26 protein-coding genes are annotated in these 26,033 nt (G+C 65.8%); 20 read left to right on the plus strand and 6 right to left on the minus strand.

Features of this window, described 5'->3' with window-relative positions:
• Positions 1-11: 11 nt before the first annotated feature.
• Genes CXR03_RS15235 through CXR03_RS15245 form a run of 3 tightly spaced genes read right to left on the minus strand, consistent with a single transcriptional unit; the run spans position 12 to position 2,411 of the window.
• Positions 12-440, minus strand: a complete 429-nt coding sequence (locus CXR03_RS15235; RefSeq protein ID WP_258073679.1) for a hypothetical protein — start codon at positions 438-440, stop codon at positions 12-14.
• Positions 437-1,189 carry a LytTR family DNA-binding domain-containing protein gene (locus CXR03_RS15240; protein WP_104104557.1) on the minus strand — a complete coding sequence of 251 codons (753 nt, stop codon included), beginning with the start codon at positions 1,187-1,189 and terminating at the stop codon, positions 437-439. The genes CXR03_RS15235 and CXR03_RS15240 overlap by 4 nt, the downstream gene beginning before the upstream one ends.
• Positions 1,190-1,199: 10 nt before the next feature.
• Entirely contained in the window at positions 1,200-2,411 is a 1,212-nt protein-coding gene (locus CXR03_RS15245; RefSeq protein WP_104104558.1) for a sensor histidine kinase, read from the minus strand.
• A gap of 223 nt (positions 2,412-2,634) precedes the next feature.
• Here CXR03_RS15245 and CXR03_RS15250 point away from each other — a divergent pair, with 223 nt between their 5' ends.
• Both CXR03_RS15250 and CXR03_RS15255 read left to right on the plus strand, forming a co-directional pair.
• Positions 2,635-3,006 (plus strand): DUF485 domain-containing protein, encoded by a 372-nt coding sequence (locus CXR03_RS15250; protein ID WP_104055351.1) that lies wholly within the window; start codon positions 2,635-2,637, stop codon positions 3,004-3,006.
• Positions 3,003-4,628 (plus strand): cation acetate symporter, encoded by a 1,626-nt coding sequence (locus CXR03_RS15255; RefSeq protein ID WP_104104559.1) that lies wholly within the window; start codon positions 3,003-3,005, stop codon positions 4,626-4,628. The genes CXR03_RS15250 and CXR03_RS15255 overlap by 4 nt, the downstream gene beginning before the upstream one ends.
• Positions 4,629-4,700: 72 nt before the next feature.
• Here CXR03_RS15255 and CXR03_RS15260 read toward each other — a convergent pair whose 3' ends face one another.
• On the minus strand, positions 4,701-5,174 hold the full coding sequence (locus CXR03_RS15260) for an Lrp/AsnC family transcriptional regulator (protein WP_104104560.1): 474 nt from the start codon (positions 5,172-5,174) through the stop codon (positions 4,701-4,703).
• Positions 5,175-5,358: 184 nt separating this feature from the next.
• Here CXR03_RS15260 and pdhA point away from each other — a divergent pair, with 184 nt between their 5' ends.
• From pdhA to CXR03_RS15275, 3 genes are read left to right on the plus strand one after another with little or no spacing between them, the layout of a single operon-like run.
• Positions 5,359-6,525 (plus strand): pyruvate dehydrogenase (acetyl-transferring) E1 component subunit alpha, encoded by a 1,167-nt coding sequence (gene pdhA / locus CXR03_RS15265; RefSeq protein WP_258073705.1) that lies wholly within the window; start codon positions 5,359-5,361, stop codon positions 6,523-6,525.
• On the plus strand, positions 6,522-7,559 hold the full coding sequence (locus tag CXR03_RS15270; protein WP_104055355.1) for an alpha-ketoacid dehydrogenase subunit beta: 1,038 nt from the start codon (positions 6,522-6,524) through the stop codon (positions 7,557-7,559). The genes pdhA and CXR03_RS15270 overlap by 4 nt, the downstream gene beginning before the upstream one ends.
• Positions 7,556-9,043 (plus strand): dihydrolipoamide acetyltransferase family protein, encoded by a 1,488-nt coding sequence (locus CXR03_RS15275; protein ID WP_104104562.1) that lies wholly within the window; start codon positions 7,556-7,558, stop codon positions 9,041-9,043. Before CXR03_RS15270 ends, CXR03_RS15275 begins: the two co-directional genes overlap by 4 nt.
• 71 nt (positions 9,044-9,114) lie before the next feature.
• Here CXR03_RS15275 and CXR03_RS15280 read toward each other — a convergent pair whose 3' ends face one another.
• Positions 9,115-9,582, minus strand: a complete 468-nt coding sequence (locus CXR03_RS15280) for a GNAT family N-acetyltransferase (protein WP_104055357.1) — start codon at positions 9,580-9,582, stop codon at positions 9,115-9,117.
• Positions 9,583-9,619: 37 nt separating this feature from the next.
• The gene (locus CXR03_RS15285; RefSeq protein WP_258073706.1) at positions 9,620-10,162 is read right to left on the minus strand and encodes a TetR/AcrR family transcriptional regulator; all 543 of its coding nucleotides are present in this window, start codon (positions 10,160-10,162) and stop codon (positions 9,620-9,622) included.
• Positions 10,163-10,435: 273 nt separating this feature from the next.
• Between CXR03_RS15285 and CXR03_RS15290 the strand changes: the two genes are divergently transcribed.
• The 15 genes from CXR03_RS15290 (at position 10,436) to CXR03_RS15360 (ending at position 25,897) form a co-directional block, all read left to right on the plus strand.
• On the plus strand, positions 10,436-12,040 hold the full coding sequence (locus tag CXR03_RS15290; RefSeq protein ID WP_104104564.1) for a carboxyl transferase domain-containing protein: 1,605 nt from the start codon (positions 10,436-10,438) through the stop codon (positions 12,038-12,040).
• Between the two features lie 7 nt (positions 12,041-12,047).
• Positions 12,048-14,210 carry a biotin carboxylase N-terminal domain-containing protein gene (locus CXR03_RS15295; protein ID WP_104104565.1) on the plus strand — a complete coding sequence of 721 codons (2,163 nt, stop codon included), beginning with the start codon at positions 12,048-12,050 and terminating at the stop codon, positions 14,208-14,210.
• Positions 14,203-15,378, plus strand: coding sequence for an acyl-CoA dehydrogenase family protein (locus CXR03_RS15300; protein WP_104104566.1), 1,176 nt, complete (start codon positions 14,203-14,205; stop codon positions 15,376-15,378). Before CXR03_RS15295 ends, CXR03_RS15300 begins: the two co-directional genes overlap by 8 nt.
• Before the next feature lie 69 nt (positions 15,379-15,447).
• Positions 15,448-16,227: a CoA transferase subunit A gene (locus tag CXR03_RS15305; RefSeq protein WP_104104567.1), complete on the plus strand. Its 780-nt coding sequence runs from the start codon at positions 15,448-15,450 to the stop codon at positions 16,225-16,227.
• Between the two features lies 1 nt (position 16,228).
• Entirely contained in the window at positions 16,229-16,870 is a 642-nt protein-coding gene (locus CXR03_RS15310) for a CoA transferase subunit B (RefSeq protein ID WP_104104568.1), read from the plus strand.
• A 31-nt stretch (positions 16,871-16,901) separates the two neighbouring features.
• A complete protein-coding gene (locus CXR03_RS15315; RefSeq protein WP_104055578.1) occupies positions 16,902-17,396 on the plus strand; it encodes a MaoC family dehydratase in 495 nt (164 codons plus the stop codon).
• Positions 17,397-17,442: 46 nt separating this feature from the next.
• A complete protein-coding gene (locus CXR03_RS15320) occupies positions 17,443-18,240 on the plus strand; it encodes a CoA ester lyase (RefSeq protein ID WP_104104569.1) in 798 nt (265 codons plus the stop codon).
• A 65-nt stretch (positions 18,241-18,305) separates the two neighbouring features.
• Positions 18,306-19,025, plus strand: coding sequence for an NAD(P)-binding oxidoreductase (locus CXR03_RS15325; RefSeq protein ID WP_258073680.1), 720 nt, complete (start codon positions 18,306-18,308; stop codon positions 19,023-19,025).
• Between the two features lie 457 nt (positions 19,026-19,482).
• Complete coding sequence (dxr, locus tag CXR03_RS15330) at positions 19,483-20,727, plus strand: 1-deoxy-D-xylulose-5-phosphate reductoisomerase (RefSeq protein ID WP_104104570.1); 1,245 nt, start codon at positions 19,483-19,485, stop codon at positions 20,725-20,727.
• A 39-nt stretch (positions 20,728-20,766) separates the two neighbouring features.
• Positions 20,767-22,113 (plus strand): RIP metalloprotease, encoded by a 1,347-nt coding sequence (locus CXR03_RS15335; RefSeq protein WP_104104571.1) that lies wholly within the window; start codon positions 20,767-20,769, stop codon positions 22,111-22,113.
• A 93-nt stretch (positions 22,114-22,206) separates the two neighbouring features.
• Positions 22,207-22,938, plus strand: a complete 732-nt coding sequence (locus CXR03_RS15340; RefSeq protein ID WP_308470587.1) for a MarR family transcriptional regulator — start codon at positions 22,207-22,209, stop codon at positions 22,936-22,938.
• A complete protein-coding gene (locus tag CXR03_RS15345) occupies positions 22,935-23,423 on the plus strand; it encodes a hypothetical protein (protein WP_308470588.1) in 489 nt (162 codons plus the stop codon). Before CXR03_RS15340 ends, CXR03_RS15345 begins: the two co-directional genes overlap by 4 nt.
• 25 nt (positions 23,424-23,448) lie before the next feature.
• A complete protein-coding gene (locus CXR03_RS15350; RefSeq protein WP_104055368.1) occupies positions 23,449-23,739 on the plus strand; it encodes a YciI family protein in 291 nt (96 codons plus the stop codon).
• Between the two features lie 111 nt (positions 23,740-23,850).
• Positions 23,851-25,017 (plus strand): flavodoxin-dependent (E)-4-hydroxy-3-methylbut-2-enyl-diphosphate synthase, encoded by a 1,167-nt coding sequence (ispG, locus tag CXR03_RS15355; protein ID WP_104055583.1) that lies wholly within the window; start codon positions 23,851-23,853, stop codon positions 25,015-25,017.
• Positions 25,018-25,021: 4 nt separating this feature from the next.
• Positions 25,022-25,897, plus strand: a complete 876-nt coding sequence (locus CXR03_RS15360; protein ID WP_308470589.1) for a GNAT family N-acetyltransferase — start codon at positions 25,022-25,024, stop codon at positions 25,895-25,897.
• Positions 25,898-26,033: the final 136 nt, after the last annotated feature.

Raw genomic sequence — 26,033 nt, forward strand, 5'->3', positions numbered from 1 at the left:
AAGCACCGGCATCAGGCATCATCAACCAAATCCAGGAACCGCTGCTCGTTCCGGGCCGCACTGCGGACATACAGTGCGCCGCAGATAATCACGAGCGGGTATACACCCACCCCGAGCAGGAACCAGGGCAGCGGGACAGTGAAGAGAGTTAGGCCGGAAACTACCGGGAGGAACGCCAGCAGCACCGGCACGCCCAGCAGGATCACCATGAAACCCCCACCCACCACCAGCGCGAGCCGCAGCTGGGAACGGATCAGTGAGCCGATAAACAGCTCACCCACTTCGGTCTGCTCGTCCAGTTCCCGCGCGACGGTGTAGGGCGCAGCGGAAGCCGGAGCGGACCGCGCAGCCCTCACCCGCACACGCTGAGGTTGTCCGCCGGCCGCGGGGGAGGCGTTCGTGGAGGAAGCGGATGTGTCCGCGGCGGGTTCACTGTTCATGAGCGGGCACGCACCCGGCTGGCGGAGAGCGTGCTGCGCACTCCCGGCAGGTGGCGCCTGCTGACCGGCAGTTCGGTAGATCCCACAGTGATGCCGGCGCGGCCGCCGGCTACCCGCACCTGCCGGATGTGCGCGCGGGACACCAGATAGGAGCGGTGGATGCGGACAAAACCCGCCTCTGCCCACTGTTCTTCAAGCTCAGTGAGGGGAACCCGGATCAGATAGGACGCGGTGTCCGTGTGGAGCCGGGCGTAATCGCCCTGCGCCTGCACATACAGGATGTCTTCGCGGCGGATGATGCGGGTGGTGCCGCCCTGAACCACCGTGACGACGTCGCTGTCCCCGGCTGCCGCTTCCGCCACCAGGTCACAGATTCGGCGCACCGATTCAGCCAGGCGCACCGGCCGGACCGGCTTGAGCAGGTAGTCCACAGCGGCGAGGTCGAAGGCGGCCAGCGCCTGTTCCTCATCCGCCGTGACAAACACGAGTGCCGGCGGACGTTCCATGGCCCCGAGCACTCGTGCAATATCCAGCCCGGACAAGGCCGGCATGTGAATGTCCAGGAACACCGCGTCCACGGCATGGCTTTCCACGAGTTTCAGCGCCTGGGCGCCGCTGGAGGCCCGGTGGATTTCGCCCACCCGGGAATCCTTGCCCAGGAGGAACGCCAGCTCGTTGACGGCAGGCAGTTCATCATCGGCCACAACCACGGAAATCTGCCGGGAACCGGGTTTACCAAGAGCTGACATGTGAATCAGGTTACAAGACTCGGGTGCGGTGGCCCGGCTGCGACTTGGGGATGCGCATGGTAATCAGGGTGCCGGCGCCCGGGGCGGTGTCGATGACCAGCCCGTGATCCTCGCCGTATACCTGGCGCAGTCTGACGTCGACGTTGCGCAGGCCAACGTGGTCGCCCTCCGCATGCCCGGCGAGGACGGACCGCAGATAATCGGGGTCCATGCCTACGCCGTTGTCTTCGACGGTAATGACCGCCATCGCGCCTGCATCCGTGGCCGTGATCGTGATGTGTCCCTCGCCGTCGGCGGCTTCAAGTCCGTGGCGCACCGAATTCTCGACCAGCGGCTGCAGGGACAGGAAAGGGATGACGGTGCCGAGGACCTCCTGGCCGATCTGCAGGCTGATCTTCAGGCGTTCACCGAAACGGGCACGCTCCAGGAGCAGATAGCGGTCGATCGCCTGCAGCTCTTCGGCGACAGTGGTGAAGTTTCCGCTGCGCCGGAACGTATAGCGGGTGAAATCCGCGAACTCCACCACCAGCTCCCGCGCCCGCACCGGATCCGTGGTGATGTAGGAGGCAATCGCGTTGAGCGAGTTGTAGATAAAGTGCGGGCTGATCTGCGCCCGCAGCGCGCGCACCTCCGCCTCCATCAGCAGGGTGCGTGAGGTGTCCAGCTCGGCCAGCTCCATCTGGGCAGCCACCCAGCCGGCCACGTCGTTGGCGGCCCGGACCAGTCCGGCGCTCACAGCGGGCGCAAAAACGGCCAGCGTGCCCACGGTCTGCCGGTTTACCTGCAGGGGGCACAGCAGCAGCTGTCCGGTGTCCTCGTCGAACCCCAGCGTGCGCAGTGATGCGCCGCGGAAGACCCGGGTGCGGCCGCTCTCCAGCACCGCGGCGGAGGCTGCCAGCAGCCGGGCGCGTGGGGCAGGGCCGTCCGGCAGTGTTCCCTCCCAGGCCAGGACGGCAGCCGCGTCGGCAAGGATCAGCGTGTCGCAGCCCAGCAGTGCGCGCAGATGCCGGGCCGCCTTGCCGGCGCCGGAGGCCGTGAGTCCGGTGCGCAGATGGCGCGAGGCCAGGGTGGCGGTGTGGAGCGCGGCATAGGCGGCCCGTTCAGTATCAGAGCCGAGGTCCCGCTGTGAGCGGCTGAGGCGGTAGCCCAGCGCAGCGATGGCCGCCACCGTGAGCACCGCGAAGGCGCAGATCAAGGCAATATCGACGGCGGGGCTGAACATGCCCTTTAGCCTAGCCGCCGGCGCCGGCAGAAGCGCTCGCCGCGGCAGGCCGGACCGCTTACCGCAGGGGAATGACCGTTCAGCGAGGCAGTGCCGGAGAATCTGGTGCACCGGCGCCATTCGTAGCAGGGTGATGCTGATCACAATTTGTACGTGCGTGCTGTCCGGAGCCGGTTGTCCCAAGGGGGCGGTTGCCGGGACGTGCCCAACTCAAGGAGGAGCGATGGCAAAACAGCAACCCGCCGGATCCGGCGCCCATGCGGCGCCGGTCGATTTCACGGAGGTTCAAAAATCTCCGGAGCTGCAGGAGCTGCGCAAGCGGCAGCGCAGTTTCATTTTCCCGATGGCCGTGGTTTTCCTGCTCTGGTACTTCGCGTACGTGCTGCTGGCGGACTACGCCCACGACTTCATGTCCACCCAGGTCTGGGGCAACATCAACATCGGGCTGATCCTGGGCCTGCTGCAGTTCGTCACAACCTTCGGCATCACCATGTGGTACGTCAGCTACGCCAACCGCCGGATGGATCCCATTGCTGCGGACCTGCGCGAAAAACTTGAGGCCAAGGGCGTCCGCCGTCCGGAGGAGACCAAATGAGCACGGTGAACATTATGGCGGCCGAGGTGTCCGCCGAGGCCGTCCGGGAAACCGGCTGGCTGAATATGCTGATCTTCGGCCTGTTTGTGGCAGTGACGCTCATTGTCGTACTGCGGGCCAGCCGCAACAACAAGACTGCGGCCGATTACTATGCTGCAGGCCGGTCCTTCACCGGACCCCAGAACGGCACTGCCATCGCCGGCGACTACCTGTCCGCGGCGTCCTTCCTGGGCATCGTGGGAGCCATCGCCATCAACGGCTATGACGGCTTCCTCTACTCCATCGGTTTCCTGGTGGCCTGGCTGGTGGCTCTGCTCCTGGTGGCCGAAATGCTCCGCAACACCGGCAAGTTCACTATGGCCGATGTGCTGTCCTTCCGCCTGAAGCAGCGCCCGGTCCGGATTGCTGCCGCCATCACCACGCTCGCCGTCTGTTTCTTCTACCTGCTGGCCCAGATGGCCGGCGCCGGCGGGCTGGTCTCCCTGCTGATGGGCATCGACTCGAAGATCGGCCAGTCCCTGGTCATCACCGTGGTTGGCGCCCTGATGATCATCTACGTACTGATCGGCGGCATGAAGGGCACCACCTGGGTGCAGATCATCAAGGCCTGCCTGCTCATTGCCGGCGCCGGCATCATGACCATCTGGGTCCTGGCGATCAATGGTTTCAACCTGTCCGAGCTGCTCGGTTCCGCAGTGGAAATGTCCGGCAACCCGGATATCCTCAACCCCGGCCTGGCCTACGGCAAGACCGGCACCACCCGCCTGGACTTCGTGTCCCTGGGCATGGCCCTGGTGCTGGGAACCGCCGCCCTGCCGCACGTGCTGATGCGCTTCTACACGGTGCCCACAGCCAAGGAAGCCCGCCGCTCCGTGGTGTGGGCCATCTGGCTGATCGGCATCTTCTACCTGTTCACTCTGGTCCTGGGCTACGGCGCTGCTGCCATGATCCCGGCGGAAACCATCACCTCCGCTCCGGGCGGCGTGAACTCGGCTGCTCCGCTGCTGGCCTTCGCCCTCGGCGGCCCGGTGCTGCTGGGACTGATCTCCGCAGTGGCCTTCGCGACCATCCTGGCCGTGGTGGCCGGGCTCACCATCACGGCGGCGGCATCCTTTGCCCATGACATTTATGCCAACGTCATCCGCAAGGGCAAAGTGGACGCGGACGGCGAGGTTAAGGTTGCCCGCCGCACGGTGCTGGTGATCGGCATAGTCTCCATCCTCGGCGGCATCGGCGCCCAGGGGCAGAACGTTGCCTTCCTGGTGGCCCTGGCCTTCGCCGTGGCGGCCAGCGCCAACCTGCCCACCATCCTGTACTCGCTCTACTGGCGCCGCTTCAACACCCAGGGCGCGATCTGGAGCATGTACGGCGGGCTGATCTCGGCCATTGTGCTGATCATTCTGTCGCCGGTCTTCTCCGGTGCCGAGACGTCCATGGTTTCGGGCATCGACATCTCCATCTTCCCGTTGAACAACCCGGGACTGGTTTCCATCCCGCTGGCCTTCTTCCTTGGCTGGCTCGGAACTGTCCTGGGCAAGGACGACGAGTCGCCGCAGAAGCAGGCGGAAATGGAAGTCCGCTCACTGACCGGCGTCGGCGCGGAAAAGGCAGTGGACCACTAACCCGGTCCGGCCGCAAAACGTTGGGGGGCACCCGGGTTCCGTACTTCGGTACGGAACCCGGGTGTTTTGGGTTCAGGCCCCGGCCTGGCCGCGCTCCAGAAGCGGCGCCACCCGGAAGGGAATGAGTTCGCCCATGGCGAGGTTCGTGTCGCAGCGTTCGACGCCGGGGACAGCCAGGATCGCTTTGTTCACTCGGAACAGGTCCTGGGCATCTTCGGCCACCACCCGCAGCAGGATGTCTGCATCGCCCGTCAGGCCGTGCGCTTCCACCACCTCGGGGACGCCGGCCAGCTGCGCCGTAATCTCGGCGAGGCGCTGCTGCTGCACGTGCACGTGAACAAAGGCCATCAGCGGATAGCCCAGGGCAGCCGGGCTGATCCGGCGCTCGAAGGACAGGAACACCGACTTCTTTTCCAGCTGCGTCAGCCGCGCCTGGACGGTGTTGCGGGAGATGCCGAGGGCGGTGGCCAGCGCAACGACAGTGCGCCGGGGATCCTTTGCCATCGCCAGAAGCAGTCGGGTGTCGGTACTGTCCAGCAGGCGCATAGTGCGAAAGATTAGCACGGCCCGCCAGTGACTCGTAGGGCATAGTGCTCAGCAATAGCGCTGATGGTTGTGCCACCTGATGAGTGTGAGTAGTGTCACACCTATCCGGGCAACGTCGCCCGGGCATCGGTTCGGTCCCGCCACCCCTGGGGCCCAACACGGAAGGATGCGTACCGACGTGTCTCTGCATACTCCTGTTCGACCCCCACATGATGCCGGCGCCACCGCGGCCGGCCCCTACGTCCAGCTGGTTCGCCCCGACGGCTCCCGGACACCCTCCCCGTACGACCACTGGGTGTCCGATGTCGACGCCGATCAGCTGCGCAGCCTCTATGAGGACATGGTCGTCATCCGCCGGATCGACACGGAGGCCACAGCGCTCCAGCGCCAGGGCCAGCTGGGCCTCTGGCCGCCGCTGCTCGGCCAGGAAGCCGCCCAGATTGGCTCTGCACGCACCCTTCGCCCCAGCGACTTCGTGTTTGGCAGCTACCGTGAAAACGGTGTTGCCTGGTGCCGCGGCGTGGACCCGGAATCCCTCATGCGCGTCTGGCGCGGCAATGCCGCCGCCGGCTGGGATCCCTTCAGCGTCAACATGGCTCCCACCCAGGTAATCATCGGTGCGCAGGCACTGCATGCCGCCGGTTACGGCATGGGCGTGGTTGCGGACGGAACGGACGACGCCGTCATCACCTACTTCGGTGACGGAGCCACCAGCCAGGGAGACGTGAACGAGGCAATGGTCTTCGCGGCCAGTTTCCACACGCCCGTCGTCTTCTTCTGCTCCAACAACCAGTGGGCCATCTCCGAGCCGGTGGGGCTGCAGGCACAGGTTCCGATCGCCAACCGTGCTCCGGGCTTCGGGATTCCCTCCGTCCGGGTGGACGGCAACGATGTCCTTGCCGTTATGGCGGTGACCCGTGAAGCCCTGGACCGGGCACGCACCGGGGGCGGCCCCAGCTTCATCGAAGCCGTGACTTACCGGATGGGTCCGCACACCACCGCGGATGACCCCACCCGGTACCGTGACGCCGCCGAGCTGGAGGAATGGCGTGCCAAAGATCCCATCAGCCGGATCGAAGCGCTGCTGCGGGCCGATGGTCACTTCACCGACGATTTCGCGGCCTCTGTGGCCGCCACGGCTGATGCCGTCGCCGCCGAACTGCGCAGCTCCTGCATCAACATGCCCGCGCCACCGGCGCTGGACATCTTTGCCCACGTTTACGCCGAGCCCAACTCCTGGCTGGAAACCCAGCGGGCGGACTACGAACGGTACCTCGCCCTGTACGGCGCGGAGGGGGACGGCGGCACCACCCCGGCCGGGCACGCCGGAGCGAACGGAGAATCAGCATGAGCACCATGACATTTGGCCGGGCCATCAATGCCGGCCTGCGCGCCGCCATGGATGCCGATCCCAAGGTGGTCCTGATGGGTGAAGACATTGGCACCCTGGGCGGAGTCTTCCGCATCACCGACGGACTCAAGAAGGATTTCGGCGGACAGCGGGTGATCGACACACCGCTGGCGGAATCCGGGATCATGGGAACCGCCGTCGGACTGGCATTCCGCGGCTACCGCCCGGTGGTGGAAATCCAGTTTGACGGGTTCATCTATCCGGCCTTCGACCAGATTGTCTGCCAGGTGGCCAAGATGCACTACCGCAGCCGCGGAACGGTCAACATGCCGCTGACCATCCGGGTGCCGTTTGGCGGCGGCATCGGTTCGCCCGAGCACCACTCGGAATCTCCGGAAGCCTATTTCACCCACACCTCGGGCCTGCGCGTTGTCAGCGTGTCCAACCCCCAGGACGCGTACACCATGATCCAGCAGGCCATCGCCTCGAATGATCCGGTGCTGTACTTCGAACCCAAGCGCCGGTACCACGTCAAGGGCGAAGTCAATGAGACGCTCGACGGCGCGATGCCGCTGGGATCGGCACGCGTTGTTGCCCAGGGCACCGATGTCACCCTGGTGACCTATGGTCCGCTGGTCATGACCGCCGTCGACGCGGCGGTGGCAGCCTCGGACGAGGGCGTTTCCGTAGAGGTCATCGACCTGAGGTCGCTGTCGCCGGTGGACTTCGCCACGGTGGAGGCATCCGTCCGCAAAACCGGGCGCCTTGTCATCACCCATGAGGCCGGCCAGTCCGGCGGCGTGGGCGCGGAGATCTCCGCCAGCATTACCGAGCGCTGCTTCGACTATCTTGAACACGCTCCAGTGCGGGTCACAGGTTTCGATGTTCCGTACCCGTCCTCCAAGCTGGAGCACCACCATCTGCCGGACCTGGACCGGATTCTGGACGGCGTGGACCGCGCCATGCGCCGGCCCAACTCGCAGAGTCCGTTCGGTGCCGCCGCCGCTCCCGCTCTGGAAGGGGCCGGTCTGTGATCAAGGAATTTTTGCTGCCCGATTTGGGCGAAGGCCTCACCGAGTCTGAAATCGTCAGCTGGCACGTGGCCGTGGGCGACATCGTCACCCTGAATCAGGTCATTGCCGACGTCGAAACCGCCAAGGCCGTGGTGGAACTGCCCTCACCCTATGCCGGAAGGGTTGCCCAGCTGCATGAACAGGCCGGCACCGTGGTGGAGGTGGGCGCGCCCATTGTGTCCTTCGAGGTAGCCGGAACCGATACGGGCAACGGAGGCGATGCAGGCAGCAGGGCCGGTGCGTCCGGTGCAACAGCCGGGGGCACTGCTCCTGCCACGTTCTCCCCGGAGGAACCGCAAAAGCGTACGCCCAACCTCGTGGGTTACGGCGCCGTGCCCGAAAGGACCGGCCGGCCGGCCCGCCGGCGCTGGCTGACTGACGGCCAGGCGCAGGCTCCTGCGGCGGCTGCTTCAGCACCCGCGCCAGCGCCCGCTTCGCCGAACGCCGGCGCAGCGGAGCCGAACGTCGTGGCAGAGTCTTCGGCGTCACCGACAGCTGAACGTCCGAGGTCCACCCCTCCGGTGCGCAAGCTCGCCCGGGACCTGGGGATCGACCTGGCGGACATCAGCGGAACGGGTCCCCACGGTCTGATCGTCCGCTCCGACGTCACCCGTGCGGCGGAAGAAAACGCAGCCGATGTAGCCGATGTGCTGGGGGATGCGGCCCAGCCGAACGTTGGCGCCCAGCTGTTGCCGCCGTCGTCGGCTGACCCGGGTCCGGCGCCCGGGGGCGGAACGTCCGGCGTACGCGAGGAGCGGGTTCCCATTGCCGGGATGCGCAAACACACTGCTGCGGCCATGGTTGCCAGTGCCTTCACCGCCCCGCATGTAACCGTCTTCCTGACCGTTGATGTCACCGAGTCGATGGAGCTGCTGGCGCGGCTTCGCGGGCAGAAGACGTTTGAGGGCGTCAAGCTGACCCCGTTGACACTGGCGGCAAAGGCCGTGTGCCTGGCGCTTCAGCGGCATCCGTCGCTGAATTCGCGGTGGGATGAGGCTGCCCGGGACATCGTGCAGTACCGGTACGTGAACCTCGGGATCGCGGCGGCCACGCCGCGCGGACTGATGGTTCCCAACGTCAAGGATGCCCAGGCGCTGGGGCTGCGTGAGCTGGCCGCTGCACTGGGAACGCTGGCGCAGACCGCGAGGGCCGGCAAAACGACGCCGGCGGACCTTTCCGGCGGAACGTTCTCGATTTCCAACGTGGGGGTTTTCGGCATTGATGCCGGTACACCCATCCTCAATCCCGGGGAAGCGGGCATTTTGGCGCTCGGCGCCGTCCGCCAGCAGCCCTGGGTGCATGACGGTGCGCTCGCAGTGCGCCAGGTCATGACCCTCAGCCTGTCCTTTGACCACCGGCTGGTGGACGGCGAACAGGGTGCCCGCTTCCTGAGCGATGTGGGAGCGGTGCTGGAGGAACCGGCGATGGCGCTCGCGCTGATGTAGCTCCGCAGGACAGCAGAAACCCGCAGCCCCTGGTAGGGCTGCGGGTTTCTGTTTGGTTGTTGCCGGTGCGGCTAGCGCAGTTCGAGCTCGAGTTCGCGCACCACGGCGCCGCGGGCATTGGAGAAACCCTGGGCCTCGCCCACCACGGTGAAGCCGTACTTTTCCAGGATGGCGATGGAGCCGGCGTTGTCCGCCACAGCCCGGGCCCGGATGGGCCGCTCCGAGAATTCCTCGAGGAACTGCCCAACAGCCTTGGTGGTGATGCCCTGGCCCCAACGGTCGGTGTCAATCCAATAGCTGATCTCCGGGACGCCGCCGTCGCGGTAGGCCATGATGCCGCCAACCACGTCACCGTCGGCAACGATGGTGCGGACTGTCACGCTGGGATCGTTCAGGATGGTCTGCCAGTGGTGGTCAAACACACCGCGGTCTGACGGATTCTTGGCGGCGAACGCTGCCATATGGTTGGCACTTGGGTCCAGCTGATGGGAAAAGAATTCATCCAGGTCGGCGGGAACTACGGCACGAAGCTCAATCACAGCAGGTCTTTCTGCTCGAGGGGTTTGAATCAGACTACTAGGCATTCAGGGCGGCCCAAGCCATTGTTTCGAGGAGTGAACGAAGCCGCAGCGTCTCCCGGGGCTTCATCTTGTCGTGCAGGGTATGCGAGGTGGAGTTGATCAGTCCGAAGACCGCCTGGGCCCGGTGGCGCAGCAGCGGAAGGCCGCAGTCGGGGTGCAGGGCGGAGAGTGCATCAACCCACACCTCCACATACTGGCGCTGGAGGGACCGCACAGTGCGTTCATCCTCGGCGGGCAGGCTGTTGAGGTCCCGGTCCTGGACCCGGATCACGTTGGGCTGTCGCAGGGCGAAGTCCACCTGGAATTCCACCAGTCCCCGCAACGCTGCTTCGGCGGTGGCGGACTCGGCCATGACAGCTTTTCCGCCCTCCAAGAGGTCCTCGCTCACTCCCACGAGCAATGCGGACAGAACAGCGGGTTTGCCGCTGAAATGCCGGTACACGGCCGGACCGCTGACACCGGCGGCTGCACCGAGTTCTTCAATGGAAACTCCGTTGTAGCCGCGTTCAGCGAAAAGCGAAGCGGCGGCCTCAAGCATGGCTGCCCTGCGGGATGCCTTGGCGAGGCTGCGTCCGGTGGTTCGGGCGGCGGACACAGGTTTTCCGTGTTTCGAAGGGGCTGCTGGGGTTGTTCCTTCTTTGGCTGCGTTCATGCCAACCTTTCCGGCAGATTCGATTCACAAACAGCTTCCATTGTGGTGGACAGCTGAGTTAATAACCAATAACCTGATTTGAGTTAGCCGTCATTAACTGGCGATGGAGCTTCCGGCACATGTGCCGAACAGCTGCCCGCACCAAGCAGAGAGACGTCAATGGAGACCCTTGCAACCCGGCTGGATCCCGCCTCACCCGACTACTCGACAAACGCCGTTGCCCAAGCTGAGCTTGCCGAGGACCTTCGCAAACGGCTGGCGGAGGCTGCTCTGGGCGGACCGGTTCGGTCCAGGGAACGCCATGCCGCACGCGGGAAGCTGCTGCCGCGTGAACGCGTGGACCGGCTGCTGGATGAAGGAAGCCCGTTCCTGGAGATTTCGCCGCTGGCAGCCAACGGCATGTACGACGACGAATGCCCGGGGGCAGGCCTGATCGCAGGGATCGGCCTCGTGCAGGGCCGCCACGTGATGGTGTTGTCCAATGACGCCACCGTCAAGGGCGGCACGTACTATCCGATGACGGTCAAGAAGCACCTGCGCGCCCAGGAGATTGCGCTGGAGAACCGGTTGCCGTGCATCTACCTGGTGGATTCCGGCGGTGCGTTCCTGCCCAAGCAGGACGATGTTTTCCCGGACCGGGAGCATTTTGGCCGGATCTTCTTCAATCAGGCGCAGATGTCCGCCCGGAAGATCCCGCAGATTTCTGCGGTGCTGGGTTCCTGCACCGCCGGCGGGGCCTATGTCCCGGCCATGAGCGATGAAACCGTGATTGTGCGCAACCAGGGCACCATCTTCCTCGGCGGACCGCCCCTGGTGAAGGCAGCCATCGGCGAAATCGTCACCGCCGAAGAGCTCGGCGGAGGAGACCTGCACTCGCGTATCAGCGGAGTGACCGATCATCTGGCCGACAATGACGCCCACGCACTGGAGATCGTGCGCACCATCGTGGAAACCCTGCCCGAACAAACCCCGGCCTGGGAAATCCTGCCGACCCGGCCGCCGTCGTACTCCGAAGAGGAGATTTACGGGGCGGTGCCCGCGGACCTGCAGACCCCCTACGACGTGCGGGAACTGATTGCCCGCCTGGTGGACGGCAGCGAGTTCTCCGAGTTCAAGAAGGAGTACGGAGCCACCCTTGTCACCGGTTTTGCCCGGCTGCACGGACACCGCGTGGGCATCGTGGCCAACAACGGGGTCCTGTTCTCCGAATCAGCACTCAAAGGCGCGCATTTCATTGAACTGTGCGACCAGCGCGGCATCCCGCTGATCTTCCTGCAGAACATCTCCGGGTTCATGGTGGGCCGGGACTACGAGGCCGGCGGCATTGCCAAGAACGGCGCCAAAATGGTCACCGCCGTGGCCACCGCCAGAGTTCCCAAGCTCACCGTGATTGTGGGCGGCTCCTTCGGCGCGGGCAACTACTCGATGTGCGGCCGTGCCTACTCACCGCGCTTTCTGTGGATGTGGCCCGCCGCCCGCATCTCGGTCATGGGGGGAGCGCAGGCCTCCTCGGTCCTGGCCACCGTCAAGCGCGACCAGCTTGAAGCCCGCGGCGAGGAATGGGCCGCGGACGCCGAAGAAGCGTTCAAGGCGCCCATCCGCGACACCTATGAAACCCAGGGCAGCCCGTACTACTCCACGGCCCGGCTGTGGGATGACGGCGTCATCGACCCGGCGGACACCCGCACCGTCCTGGGCCTGGCCCTGGATGTCTGCGCCAACGCCCCGCTGCCGGAGACCTCCTTCGGCCTCTTCCGGATGTGAGCCACTAATGACTGAACAGCGCTTTGACACCGTCCTGGTAGCCAACCGCGGCGAAATTGCCTGCCGCATCATCGCCACCCTGCGGCGGATGGGCATTCGTTCCGCCGCCGTTTACAGCGACGACGACGCCGGCGCCCGCCACGTGCGCGAAGCGGACGTTGCCGTGCGGCTGGGCCCGGCCGCGCCGCGCGAGAGCTACCTCAACGTGGAGGCCGTCCTGGCCGCCTGCCGTGCCGCGGGCGCGCAGGCGGTCCATCCCGGCTACGGCTTCCTCAGCGAGTCCCTGGATTTCGCCCGCGCGCTGGAGGAGGCGGGAATCGTGTTCATCGGCCCCGGGGTAAAGGCCCTGGAACTGATGGGGGACAAGATCCGGTCCAAGAACCATGTCTCCTCCCACGGGGTTCCCGTGGTTCCCGGCATCGCCGAGCCCGGCCTGACCGATGAGCAGCTCATCGCGGCTGCGGCAGGGGTGGGGTTCCCGCTGCTGATCAAGCCCTCCGCCGGCGGGGGTGGGAAGGGCATGCACGTGGTGGAGCGGGCGGAGCAGCTCCCCGCTGTGCTGCCCACCGCACGCCGGGTGGCGGCTTCGGCCTTCGGCGATGACACTCTCTTTCTGGAACGGCTCATCGCGGTGCCCCGGCACATCGAGGTCCAGATCCTGGCGGACACGCACGGCAACGTCATTCACTTGGGGGAGCGGGAGTGCTCGCTGCAGCGCCGGCACCAGAAAGTCATTGAGGAAGCGCCCTCCGTCCTGCTGGATGAGGCCACGCGTGCCCGCATCGGAGAGGCCGCGTGCGACGCCGCCCGGTCGGTGGATTACACCGGTGCCGGCACGGTGGAGTTCCTGGTCTCTGATGCCGCGCCGGGTGAGTTCTTCTTCATGGAGATGAACACCCGGCTCCAGGTGGAGCATCCGGTGACTGAAATGGTTACCGGACTGGACCTGGTGGAATGGCAGGTGCGCGTCGCTGCCGGGGAAAAGCTGAATCTTGACCAGGCCGGGATCCGCCTGGACGGGCACGCCGTGGAGGCACGGGTCTACGCGGAAAACCCGGCCCGGGACTTCCTGCCCACCTCCGGTAAGGTGCATGTCCTGCAGGAGCCGGCGGGGGAGGGCATCCGGGTGGACTCCTCCCTGCTGCCCGGCCTGACGGTGTCTTCCAGCTACGATCCGATGCTGGCGAAGATCATCGCCTGGGGGCCGGACCGGGACACAGCGCTGCGCCGGCTGGACGCGGCTCTGGCACAGACGGTCATCCTGGGCATCGGCACCAACATTGAATACCTGCGCCTGCTGATTAATGACCCGGATGTGCGGGCCGGGCGCTTGGATACCACCATGATCGAGCGCAAGCTTCCGGACCTGGATTTCCGCCGGCCCGGCGAGGCTGAACTGGCTGCCGCAGCACTGGCGACGGCGGCTGACCTCGCCGCTCCGGACCCCTCGGCGTCCCCGTCGCCGTGGCGCCGCGGTGACGGCTGGCGGGTGGGCGCCCATGCCCCGCTGGCCCTGGTGTTCGCCGCCGCAGATCCTCAGCACCCCGACGACGAGGTGACCGTGCTCGGCAACCCCGCCGGGGGCAGCGCAACCGTCACCGTCAACGGCGGACCGGAGCGGAGTGCCTCGCTGCGCCGGGACGGGCACCATGCCCTGGTGACGCTGAACGGCGTCGTGCATCCGCTGATGCTGGCCTCTCTTCCCGGCGAGGACGGCGCAACATCGACGCTCTGGACCGCCGATGCCGGCTACGCCGCACCCCTGCGGCGCAGGACCCGCACTGAACTGCTGGCTGCGGACCGGGCGTCGGCCGGCAGGGCGGAGGGCGCCGCCGATCCGGTGCTGCGCTCGCCGATGCCCGGCACCGTGGTGGCCGTGGCAGCAGCCGACGGCGACAGGGTCACCGCCGGCCAGCCGCTGCTCAGCGTGGAAGCCATGAAGATGGAGCACCAGCTGGTTGCTCCGGCAGACGGCGTCGTCTCCCTGAACCTGCGCCCCGGAGACCTGGTCAAGGCCGACCAGGTGCTGGCCGTGGTAACGCCCGATCCTGACGCTGTTGAACCCGACGAACCCGCAGTACCCGAAGAACCCGCAACATCCCCAGCATCCCCGGCCGCAGCTTCCGCCGCCGGGACCGCCGAACCGCTCGAAGGAGCAGGACATGCCTGATTTTGAACTGAGTGAGGACCACCAGGACCTGGTGGACATGGTCCGTGACTTCGCGGACACCGTGGTGGCCCCCGTCTCCGCCCAGCACGACGAGGAACACAGCTTCCCCTACAAGGTGGTGGCGCAGATGGGTGAGATGGGCCTGTTCGGCCTGCCGTTCCCGGAGGAATACGGCGGCATGGGCGGCGACTACTTTGCCCTCGCCCTGGCTTTGGAGCAGCTGGCCCGGGTGGACCAATCGGTGGCCATCACCCTGGAGGCCGGCGTTTCCCTGGGCGCCATGCCCGTCTACCGGTTCGGCACCGAGGAGCAGAAGCAGCAGTGGCTGCCCATGCTGGCCTCCGGTGAAGCGCTCGCCGGTTTTGGCCTGACGGAGTCCGAAGCCGGCTCCGATGCCGGCGGCACCCGGACCAAGGCTTACCGGGACAACGGAGAATGGGTGATCAACGGGAGCAAGCAGTTCATCACCAACTCCGGCACCGACATCACGCGCCTGGTCACCGTCACCGCCGTCACCGACACCTCCGAAGTCCCGGACGGGCAGGGCGGAACCCGGGTCAAAAAGCAGATCTCCACCATCCTGGTCCCCACTGACACGCCGGGATTCACCGCGGAAAAGGCCTATAACAAGGTCGGCTGGAACGCCTCGGACACCCATCCGCTGACGCTGGAGAACGTGCGCGTCCCGGAAGCAAACCTGCTTGGCGCCGAGGGGCGCGGTTATGCGAACTTCCTGCAGATCCTCGATGAAGGGCGCATCGCCATTGCGGCACTGGCCACGGGAGCGGCACAGGGCTGCGTGGAGGAGTCACTGCGCTACGCCAGGGAGCGGGAACAATTCGGCGCCGCCATCGGCACCAACCAGGCTATTTCCTTCAAGATCGCCCGCATGCAGACCCGGGCCCACACCGCCCGTCTGGCCTACTATGACGCAGCGGCGCGGATGCTGGCCGGCAAGCCGTTCAAGACCCAGGCTGCCATGGCCAAGCTGGTTGCCGGTGAGGCGGCCATGGACAACGCCCGCGACGCCACGCAGATTTTCGGCGGCTACGGCTTCATCAACGAGTACCGTGTGGCCAGGCACTACCGCGATTCCAAGATCCTGGAAGTCGGCGAGGGCACCACAGAGGTCCAGTTGATGCTCATTGCCCGCGAACTGGGGCTCTAGGATAGGCGGAACACTCCGGTTGGGGTGCAGGTCAGGTTGGTCAAGGACGATTAACGAACGGACAAATTCATGATTGACAAGGTGATAGCCACGGCCGCCGAAGCCGTGGCCGATATCCCCGACGGTGCGTCGCTGGCTGTGGGAGGCTTTGGGCTGTGCGGGATCCCCGTGGCGCTGATCGACGCCCTGCATGATCAGGGGGCCACCGACCTGGAAACGGTGAGCAACAACTGCGGCGTGGATGACTGGGGCCTGGGCCGGCTCCTCGCCGATCACCGCATCCGCCGCACGGTGAGTTCCTACGTCGGAGAGAACAAGGAGTTCGCCCGCCAGTTTTTGGCCGGGGAGCTGGAAGTCGTCCTGACACCGCAGGGAACCCTGGCCGAAAAGCTGCGGGCCGGCGGCGCCGGAATTCCCGCCTTCTACACCAGCGCCGGAGTGGGCACCCAGGTGAGCGAGGGCGGTTTGCCGCAGCGGTACGACGCCGACGGCGCGGTTCTGCAGGCATCGGAACCCAAGGAGGTGCGCACCTTCCGGGACGCTCCGTTTGTGCTGGAAGAATCCCTCACCCCGGACTACGCCCTGGTCCATGCCTGGAAGGGGGACCGGCACGGAAACCTGGTGTTCTCCGCCACCGCCATGAACTTCAACCCGCTCTGCGCCATGGCCGGGCAGATCACCATCGCCGAAGTTGAAGAGCTGGTGGAGCCCGGAGAGCTGGACCCTGCATCCGTCCACGTTCCCGGAATCTTTGTCCAGCGCGTGGTGGAGGTGGGGCCGGGAGAAAAACGCATTGAAAAACGCACCGTGACCCCAGCAGCTGCCTCAACTTCCCCGAAGGAGGTCTGACATGGCCCTGACCCGTGAAGAACTGGCCGCCCGGGTGGCCCGCGAACTGGAAAACGGACAGTACGTCAACCTCGGCATCGGCATGCCCACCCTCATTCCCAACTACATTCCCGAGGGAGTGGAAGTGGTTCTGCACTCCGAGAACGGTGTGCTCGGCGTCGGGCCCTATCCGCTGGAAGAAGACCTGAACCCGGACCTGATCAACGCGGGCAAGGAAACCGTGACGGTGAACGCCGGTGCCTCGTTCTTCGATTCCGCGGCCTCGTTTGGCATGGTCCGCGGCGGGCACGTGGATGTGGCCGTGCTGGGAGCCATGGAAGTGGCTGCCAACGGAGACCTGGCCAACTGGATGATTCCCGGCAAGATGGTCAAAGGGATGGGCGGCGCCATGGATCTGGTGTTTGGCGCCAAGCGGCTGATCGTGATGATGGACCATACGGACCGCAGCGGCAATCCGAAAATCGTCTCTGAGTGCTCCCTGCCGCTGACCGGCCGAGCCTGCGTGAACCTGATCGTCACCGACCTCGCCGTCATCGAGGTGGGCCCGGAGGGACTGATACTGCGCGAAACCGCACCCGGAGTGAGCGTGGACGAAGTCCTTGCCGCCACCGGTGCACTTCTGGAGGTTCGCCTTGACGTATGAGGAACCGGACGCCGGCACCGAGGAGCGGACCATGGCGCCGCGGGTCGTTGAGCAGCGCGGTCTTTGGTTTGAGGAATTCGAGCCGGGCACGGTGTACCGGCACCGGCCGGGCCGCACGGTCACCGAGGCGGACAACGTTCTGTTCACCACCCTGACCATGAACGCCCAGGGACTGCACCTGGACGCTGCCTACAGTGCGGACCAGCCGTTTGGACAGCGGCTTGTGAACTCCATGTTTACCCTGGCCACCATGGTGGGACAATCCGTGGGGCAGCTGACCCAGGGTACTCTCGTGGCGCAGCTGGGACTGGGGGATATCAGCTTCCCGCATCCGCTGTTCCACGGTGACACCCTGTATACGGAAACCGAGGTGCTGGACAAGCGGCTCTCCGGTTCCCGGCCGGGGCAGGGGATTGTCACCCTGGCCCACACGGGCAGGAACCAGGACGGCGAGGTGGTGGGACGGTGTACCCGGACCGCCCTGGTGTGGACCCGGGCCGCCGGAACGGGCGCTGAGATAGGTTGAAGCAACGAACCAAACTCAAGGAGATCTCCGCGTGACTACATTCCCCATGGGACCTGCACTGCTTTTCTGCCCGGCGGACCGGCCGGACCGGTTTGCCAAGGCGGCCGACCGGGCAGATGCCGTGATCCTGGATCTGGAAGACGCCGTCGCCCCCGCAGACAAGGACGCCGCCCGCAGGAACCTCATCGCTTCCACTCTTGATCCGGCCACCACCATGGTGCGGGTCAATCCCGTGGGAACCGAAGACTTCGAAAAGGACCTGGCGGCTTTGCGCCAGACTCCGTACCGGACCCTGATGGTCGCCAAATCCGAAGACGCGTCCGCCATGGGACAGGCGCTCGCGGACTTCACCGTCGTCGCGCTGCTGGAAACCGCCCTCGGTGTGGTCCGGGCACCAGAGATTGCCCAGTTGTCCTGTGTTGCCGCTCTGATGTGGGGCGCCGAGGACCTGATGGCGTCCCTGGGCGGAGACTCCAGCCGCGGTCCGGACGGCACCTACCGCGGTGTTGCCCGGCACGCCCGCGCCGCGGTGCTGCTGGCCGCCGGCGCGTTCGGCAAGGGAGCCATCGACTCGATCTACGGCAACATTGCGGACACCCGGGGCCTGGAAGTGGAAGCACGCGACGCCGTCGCCTCAGGGTTCGCCGCCAAGGCCTGCATCCATCCCGGCCAGGTGGGAGCGGTCCGGGCAGCCTATGCCCCGTCCGCAGATGAGGTGGCTTATGCCGCGGACGTGATTGCCGAAGCCGCTAACCACGGAGGAGTCTTTAACTTTCGCGGCGAGATGATCGACGGCCCGTTGCTGAAGCAGGCACGCCAGACCCTGGACCGGGCCGGCCGCTGATCCTGTCCCCACCTTCGCCGGCTCAGATGCCTGTGAACGTCTGCGGTACCTGAACCTGATTTGCGATGTCCACCCGGGACACCTGCGGTGCGCTGCGCTACCTTCGAAAGATGCGCATAGTCATTGCAGGAGCCCATGGACAGATTGCCCGCGAACTGGGCCGGTTGCTCGTCGCCCATGACCACGATGTGGCCGGTCTGATCCGCAACCCCGATCAGGCAGGGGACCTTGAGGCCGACGGAGTGGCGCCAGTGGTGATCGACCTGGAGAACAGCATCCTGGACGATGTCATCCAGGTGCTGACCGGAGCCGATGCGGCCGTGTTCGCCGCCGGTGCGGGACCGGGCAGCGGGGCGGAGCGGAAGGACAGCGTTGACCGGGGCGCCGCTGTGCTGCTGGCCGAGGGAGCAGAGCAGGCCGGTGTGGTCCGGTTCGTTCAAATCTCCTCCGTGGGTTTGGACGCGGTCCGCGATGGTGCCCGGCCGGAGGGTCTGGACGACGTCATGTATGCCTACCTCACCGCGAAGCTGGCAGCCGAGGAGGACCTGATGACCCGGGACCTGGACTGGACCATCCTTCGGCCCGGCCGGCTGACGAATGACCCGGCACTGGGGCGGGTGGATCTGGCGCCTTCGGTGGAGCAGGGCAGCATTCCCCGTCACGACGTCGCCGCCGTCCTGGCGGAGCTGATCAACAGCGGCCGCGGAAGCCGGCAGGTCCTGGAAGTGGCGTCCGGAACGTCGAACATTCCGGACGCTGTGGCGTCGCTGCCCATCACTCTCTAGCAGCGTTCCTGCGCTGTCAGGCCACGTGTGCGCAGATGTGCCGCGATGCTGGGCGCAGCCATCCAACCTGTGTACAGATATGGCGACTACGAATGGCGGGAAGCCGCCGCAGCTGCACCCTCGTTGGCTGTGCCGGATCTTTCGTGCAGATAACGGTCTTTGCCAAAATCCTTCGTGCAGATCAGGGGCTTATTCGGGCCGAATGCCCATGAATGAGACCGTTATCTGCACGAAGGATTGGTGCGGTGCCCGTTTGGGCCCGTCATCTGCACGAAGGATTGGTGCGGTGCCCGTTTGAGCCCGTTATCTGCACGACGGTTCCGCGGGAAGCCGCCGCACGTCCGGGCCGTCCCTTCCGACAGAGTCATCGAAGGCTTCCGGACCGTTCCGGCTGCTTCCAGGCACTCCCGTCCCTTCCCATCCGCGCCGGACCGCCCTGGTGGGCGATACTGGAAGCATGCAGCTTCCCGGAACTTCAGGCACCCCGTCCGCAGCCACCGTCCGCCCCTTCGGCAGCACTGAGGGCGTGCCCCGCCGCGTAGTGCTCCTGGGGTCCACCGGTTCCATCGGCACCCAGGCCATCGATGTGGCGGACGCCGCCCCGGACCGCTTCACCATTGTTGCGCTGGCAGCCGGCGGGTCCAATATCGAGCTGCTGGCCCGGCAGGCCGTCCACACCCGGGCCGCCGCCGTCGGCTGCGCCCTGGCGGACAACGACACCCTGCACCAAGCCGTGCAGGACGCCGCCCGCGCCGCCGGCGTCACGGACTATGATCCGGAACTGTTTACCGGCCCCTCGGCTGCCACCGCCATTGCCGCCTGGCCCGAAGCCGAAGTGGTGCTCAACGGCATCACCGGTTCCATCGGCCTGGAACCCACCCTCGCGGCCCTTGCCGCCGGACACCTGCTGGCCCTGGCCAACAAGGAATCCCTGATTGTCGGGGGAGAGCTGGTCAAGAAGGCCGCCGCCCCCGGACAGCTGGTCCCCGTGGACTCCGAACACTCCGCCCTGGCCCAGGCACTGCGTTCCGGCACACCGGAGGAAGTGGACCGGCTGGTGGTCACCGCCTCCGGCGGACCGTTCCGCGGCATGAAGCGTGCGGAACTGCAGAACGTCACCCCCGATCAGGCGCTGGCCCACCCCACGTGGAAGATGGGCCGGATGGTCACCACCAACTCGGCATCCATGGTCAACAAGGCACTGGAAGTCATCGAAGCCCACCTGCTCTTCGATATCCCGCTGGAGCGGATCGACGTCGTTGTTCACCCGCAGTCCGTGGTGCACTCCATGGTCCAGTTCGTGGACGGTTCCACCATTGCCCAGGCGTCGCCCCCGGACATGCGCCTGCCGATCGCGCTGGGCATGGGCTGGCCGCACCGCGTTCCCGGAGCGGCAAAACCCTGTGACTGGACCCGGGCCGCGGAATGGACCTTCGAGCCGCTGGATGAGGAGGCCTTCCCCGCCGTCGCGCTGGCCAAGCGCACCGCGGCGGGCGGAGGAACCGGAATGGCGGTCTACAACGCCGCCAACGAGGAAGCCGTGGATGCCTTCCATGACGGTCTCATCGGATTCACAGACATCGTTGATACGATCGCCGCCGTACTGGCTGAACACACCGACACTGCGCCGCTGACGCTGGAGTCGGTCCTGGCAGCCGAAGAATGGGCCCGCACCGCCGCACGCAAACGGTGCGGACGCTAAAGCCATGACCCGCAGTTCCGCTGAAGCGAAGGAAATCCGTTGACCGTTCTGCTCTTCATCCTGGGCGTCTTGTTCGTGGCGGTGGGTATCGCCGTGTCCATTGCGCTGCACGAGGTGGGCCACCTGGTGCCGGCGAAGGCCTTCAAGGTCCGGGTGACGCAGTACATGATCGGTTTCGGTCCTACTGTGTTCTCCCGGCGCCGCGGTGAAACAGAATACGGCGTCAAAGCACTGCCGCTGGGCGGTTACGTCTCGATGGTGGGCATGTACCCGCCGAACAAGGCCGACGACGCCGATGGCACGGTCCGCAGTTCAAGCACCGGTATGTTTCAGCAGCTGGCCACCGATGCCCGTGCAGCGGCCGCCGAGCAGCTTCAGCCCGGCGACGAAAACCGCATGTTCTACAACCTGCCGATCTGGAAGCGCATCATCGTCATGCTCGGCGGGCCCTTCATGAACCTGCTGATCGGCGTCGTGCTTTTCGCCGTGCTGCTCATGGGGTTCGGGACGGCCCAGAGCACCACCCGGCTCGCCGAGGTCAACCAGTGCGTGATCACCTCCGACCAAGCCGCCCAGGGACAGACGGAATGCACCGACGCGGACCCGGCCGCACCGGCCTATGAAGCGGGGCTGCTGCCCGGGGACACCATCACCGCCTTTGACGGACAGCCGGTGGACGGCTGGAACGATCTCTCAGCTCGCATCAAGGAAGCGGCCGGCCGGTCGGTGCCCGTCACCTACGTGCGCGACGGCGTGGAGCAGGACACGATGATCACGCCGCTGCTGACCGAACGTCCCGTGACGGACGACGACGGCGCACCCGTCACCGACGACGCAGGCAACCCGGTGACCAAGGAAGTCGGATTTATCGGCGTGGCTGCCGCCACGGAACTGGTCCGGCAACCTGGTACTGAGGTCCTGCCTGCAGTCGGGGACAACCTGCGCAGCATTGCGGGTGTGGTTATTAACCTGCCGCAGCGGGTGGTGGACGTGGCACAGGCAGCATTCTCCTCCGAGGAACGTGACCCGAACGGGCCGATCAGCGTGGTGGGGGTCGGCCGGATTGCCGGTGAAATCTCAGCCCTGGAGGAAGTTCCGGTAGCCAGCAAGGTGGCCACCCTCGTTGGCCTGGTGGCCAGCGTTAACCTGGCCCTGTTCGTGTTCAACCTGATTCCGCTGCTGCCGCTGGACGGCGGCCACGTGGCCGGAGCCCTCTGGGAGGGGCTGCGCCGGCGCATAGCGAAGCTGTTCAAGCGTCCGGACCCCGGCCACTTCGACCTGGCGAAAATGCTGCCCGTAACCTACGTGGTGTTTGCCCTGCTGATGGGGATGAGTGTGCTGCTGATCTACGCGGACATCGTGAAACCGGTAAGCCTCTTCAACTAGGGTGTGCCAACCCAGGAACACCTGCGCCGGGTCGCCGGAGAATTGAATCCGAATACGGTTGTTATTTCAATTACAACCGTATACGGTTTCAATATGTTTGTGTTGACGATCGATCAAAAAGGCAGCCGCAAGGGCCGGGACCGGGTGCCGGACCTGCTGGAGCTGCTCGGGACGGTGCCGATGGACCGGCCCTTTGAGCGGTCGGTCGGCGATGAAGTCCAGGGCATCACCAATGATGCCGGTGCGGCGGTGGAAGCCGCCCTGCTCGCCCTGCGCAACGGCCACTGGTCTGTGGGAATCGGGGTCGGGGCGGTTGATCTGCCCCTGCCGGCCAGTACCCGGGAAGCCTCGGGCCCCGCCTTTGTGGCAGCACGTGAAGCCGTGGACCGGGCCAAGAAGACCGGCGACCGCCCGCCCCTGGCAGTCGCCGGAGCGCCGGGAGCAGCTGAGGCTGAAGCCGTATTGGTGCTGATTGGACGGCTGATCCGGGACCGCACCCCCGAGCAGTGGCGCATCCTGGAGCATGTGGAACCCGGAACCTGGGGCTCCCAGAGTGCAGCCGCCCGCAAGCTCGGGATCAGCCCGCAGTCCGTGGGGAAGACGACGGCGCGCGCCGGATGGCAGGAAGAATGGGCCGCCCGTCCGGCAGCAGCCGTGCTGCTGGCCCGCGCCGATGAACAGGCCGGGCCGGACGACCCGGCCCGCTCTGCTGACCCGGCCCGCCCTGCTGACCCGGCCCGCCCTGCTGACCTGGCCCGCCCTGCTGACCTGGCCCGCCCTACCATGGCGCCGGGTTCGGCAACCGGCGAAGGAGTGCTCCCATGATGGACTTTCTGTGGGTTGTCCTGACCCTGCTGGCAACAGCAGCGTTGGGCTGGCCGGTCACAGCCGCCGTGCTGAGGCTGGCCCGTGCCGTGGAAAATTCCGGACCGCCGTTCTCCGAAGCCGATCCGGCGGCCGATCAAAACCTCGATGCCGAACTCGTGGCAGGCAGCCGGGCAGCCCCGGGCGGAATCCGGTCCGGAGGGTCGGCAGCCGGCCCCCGGGTACGGGCAGGCAGCACCCCGGCTCCGGGTTCCGTGCTCCGCGGCGGACTGGTGATCGGTGTACTCGAACGGCTGGCCGTCGCGGGTGCCATCCTCGCCTCCGAACCGGTGGCGATCGCCTATGTGGTGGCCATCAAGGGCCTGGGACGGTATGCCGAGCTGAAGGAAACACCCGCGGCAGCCGAGCGTTTCATCATCGGCACCCTGACCTCCATGCTGTGGGCTGTGGCGGTGGCCACGGCAGCGCGCGCCTTCCTGCTGTGAGAAAGGCATCCCGTAGGCTGGGCTAATGAGCATTTTCGCAGTTGAATACGTGTACGACGCCGATTCCGCCTCCATCCGCGAGGAGCACCGTCCCCGCCACCGCCAGTGGCTGTCCGGCCTGGTGGAAGAGGGCCGCGTGCTCGCATCGGGTCCGTTCGCGGACGGAGCGGGAGCGCTGCTGATTTTCACCGCCGAAGACGAGTCGGACCTGCTCTCCCTGCTCAAGCAGGACCCCTTTGCCTCGGTCGGGGCTATTTCCGGGATGAAGACCACTCAGTGGTCACCTGCAGTAGGTGCCTTCGCTCACCTTGTCTAAGCCCTGAACGATATTCGTACCCCCGGCGCCCGTCCGGGTGGATAATGGACTAGCGCGGATCCGTACCGCACTTTTGCCGAATACATGCCGATAAGGCACATGGAGGACGTTTTGACCTCGGTCAACCTTGGAATGCCAGCAGCACCGCCGCCCACCTTGGCACCGCGGCGAAAAACCCGCCAGATCAAAGTGGGCTCCGTGGGAGTCGGATCCGATTTCCCCATCAGCGTCCAGTCCATGACCACCACGCCCACCACGGACATCAACGCCACCTTGCAGCAGATCGCGGAGTTGACGGCGTCGGGCTGTGACATTGTCCGCGTTGCCTGCCCCAGTGCCGATGACGCTGCGGCGTTGCCGATCATCGCGAAGAAGTCCCAGATTCCCGTGATCGCGGACATCCACTTCCAGCCGAAGTATGTCTTTGCAGCCATCGACGCCGGTTGTGCCGCAGTACGGGTGAACCCGGGCAACATCCGCAAGTTCGATGACCAGATCAAGGAAATCGCGCAGGCAGCCAAAGACCACGGGACATCCATCCGCATCGGTGTCAACGCGGGCTCCCTGGATCCCCGTTTGCTGGCCAAGTACGGCAAGGCAACCCCTGAGGCCCTGGTCGAATCGGCAGTCTGGGAAGCGTCCCTCTTTGAGGAGCACGATTTCCACGACTTCAAGATCTCGGTCAAGCACAATGACCCGGTGGTCATGGTGCGTGCCTACGAGCTGCTGGCAGAACGCGGCGACTGGCCGCTCCACCTGGGCGTGACCGAGGCCGGTCCCGCGTTCCAGGGAACCATCAAGTCCGCAACCGCCTTCGGGGCCCTCCTGTCCAAGGGCATTGGCGACACCATCCGCGTGTCCCTGTCGGCCCCGCCGGTGGAGGAAATCAAGGTGGGCAACCAGATCCTGCAGTCGCTGAACCTGCGTCCGCGGAAGCTGGAGATTGTGTCCTGCCCCTCCTGCGGCCGCGCCCAGGTGGACGTGTACACTCTCGCAGAGCAGGTCACCGCCGGACTCGAGGGCATGGAAGTTCCCCTCCGCGTCGCGGTCATGGGCTGCGTCGTCAACGGACCGGGCGAGGCCCGTGAAGCGGACCTCGGGGTGGCCTCCGGAAACGGCAAGGGCCAGATCTTTGTGAAGGGGGAAGTCATCAAGACTGTTCCCGAAGATCAGATCGTTGAGACCCTCATTGAAGAAGCTATGAAGATCGCAGAGAGCATGGGGGAGTCCGATGGCGAAAATGCTGGCACGGGTGGCCCCATGGTTACCGTCGGCTAAAACCGTGACGACTGACCGCAGCGGACGCGACGTCCGCGGCGGCAGTTCCGGTGAGCTGCGCATTCTGGGCAAAGGTGACACCGCTGCCCTCAGGGAACTTGCCGAGCAGGATCCGGTGGCCAACATCTTTATGTTGTCCCACCTTGAGGCGACGGGTACCGCAGCGCCCACGTCCGCCGGCGGGCGGATTGTGGGAGTGTTCGACGGCGGGGAACTCAGTGCCGCCTGCTGGGCGGGAGTGAACGTTGTTCCGGTGGGGGTGACGGCGGAGAACGGTCCGGAGATTGGCCAGTTCCTTTGCCGGTCCAGAAACCGTTATTCCTCCATCTTCGGTCCGGCGGAAGCAGTGTTGTCCATCTGGTCGGAGCTGCAGCACTCCAGCCCTCAGCCCTTCGATGTGCGCAGCGACCAGCCACTGCTGCAGATGACCGGAGTGTCCCAGGTGCAGCCCGCTCCCGGGCTCCGCTATAGCCAGCCTTCGGAGCTGGATGTCCTCCTGCCCGCATGCGCTGCCATGTTCGAAGAGGAAGTGGGTTATTCACCCATCTCCGGGGGAAGCCACCACTACCGGCAGCGGGTCAAGTCCCTGATCGCGCGCCGGCAGTCCCTGGTGGACTTCGATGCCTCCGGCCGTGTGGTCTTCAAAGCTGAACTCGGCACGGTCTCCAGCAGCGCCGTTCAGATCCAGGGCGTGTGGATGAACCCCGCCTACCGCGGACAGGGACTCAGCGCGCCGTACATGTCCGCCGTTGTTGAGGCAGCCCGGCAGGTGGCGCCGCTGGTCAGCCTGTACGTCAACTCCTATAACGCACCGGCACGGGCGACTTATGAAGCCGTAGGTTTCGAACAGGTTGGCACCTTCGCCACCATCCTCTTCTAATCCTCTTCGAAGTACACACCGGCGATTTCGCGTGAAGCGCATCACCACCCTAGGATCATCAGTGCACTGCCCATAAGAAGGTGCATTGACTATCAAGTTCCGTTGCCGGTTTGGCCGGCAATGGTGCAACCCTGGG

Source organism: Arthrobacter sp. 08Y14 (genome assembly GCF_002929455.1).
Classification (GTDB): Bacteria; Actinomycetota; Actinomycetes; order Actinomycetales; family Micrococcaceae; genus Arthrobacter_B; species Arthrobacter_B sunyaminii.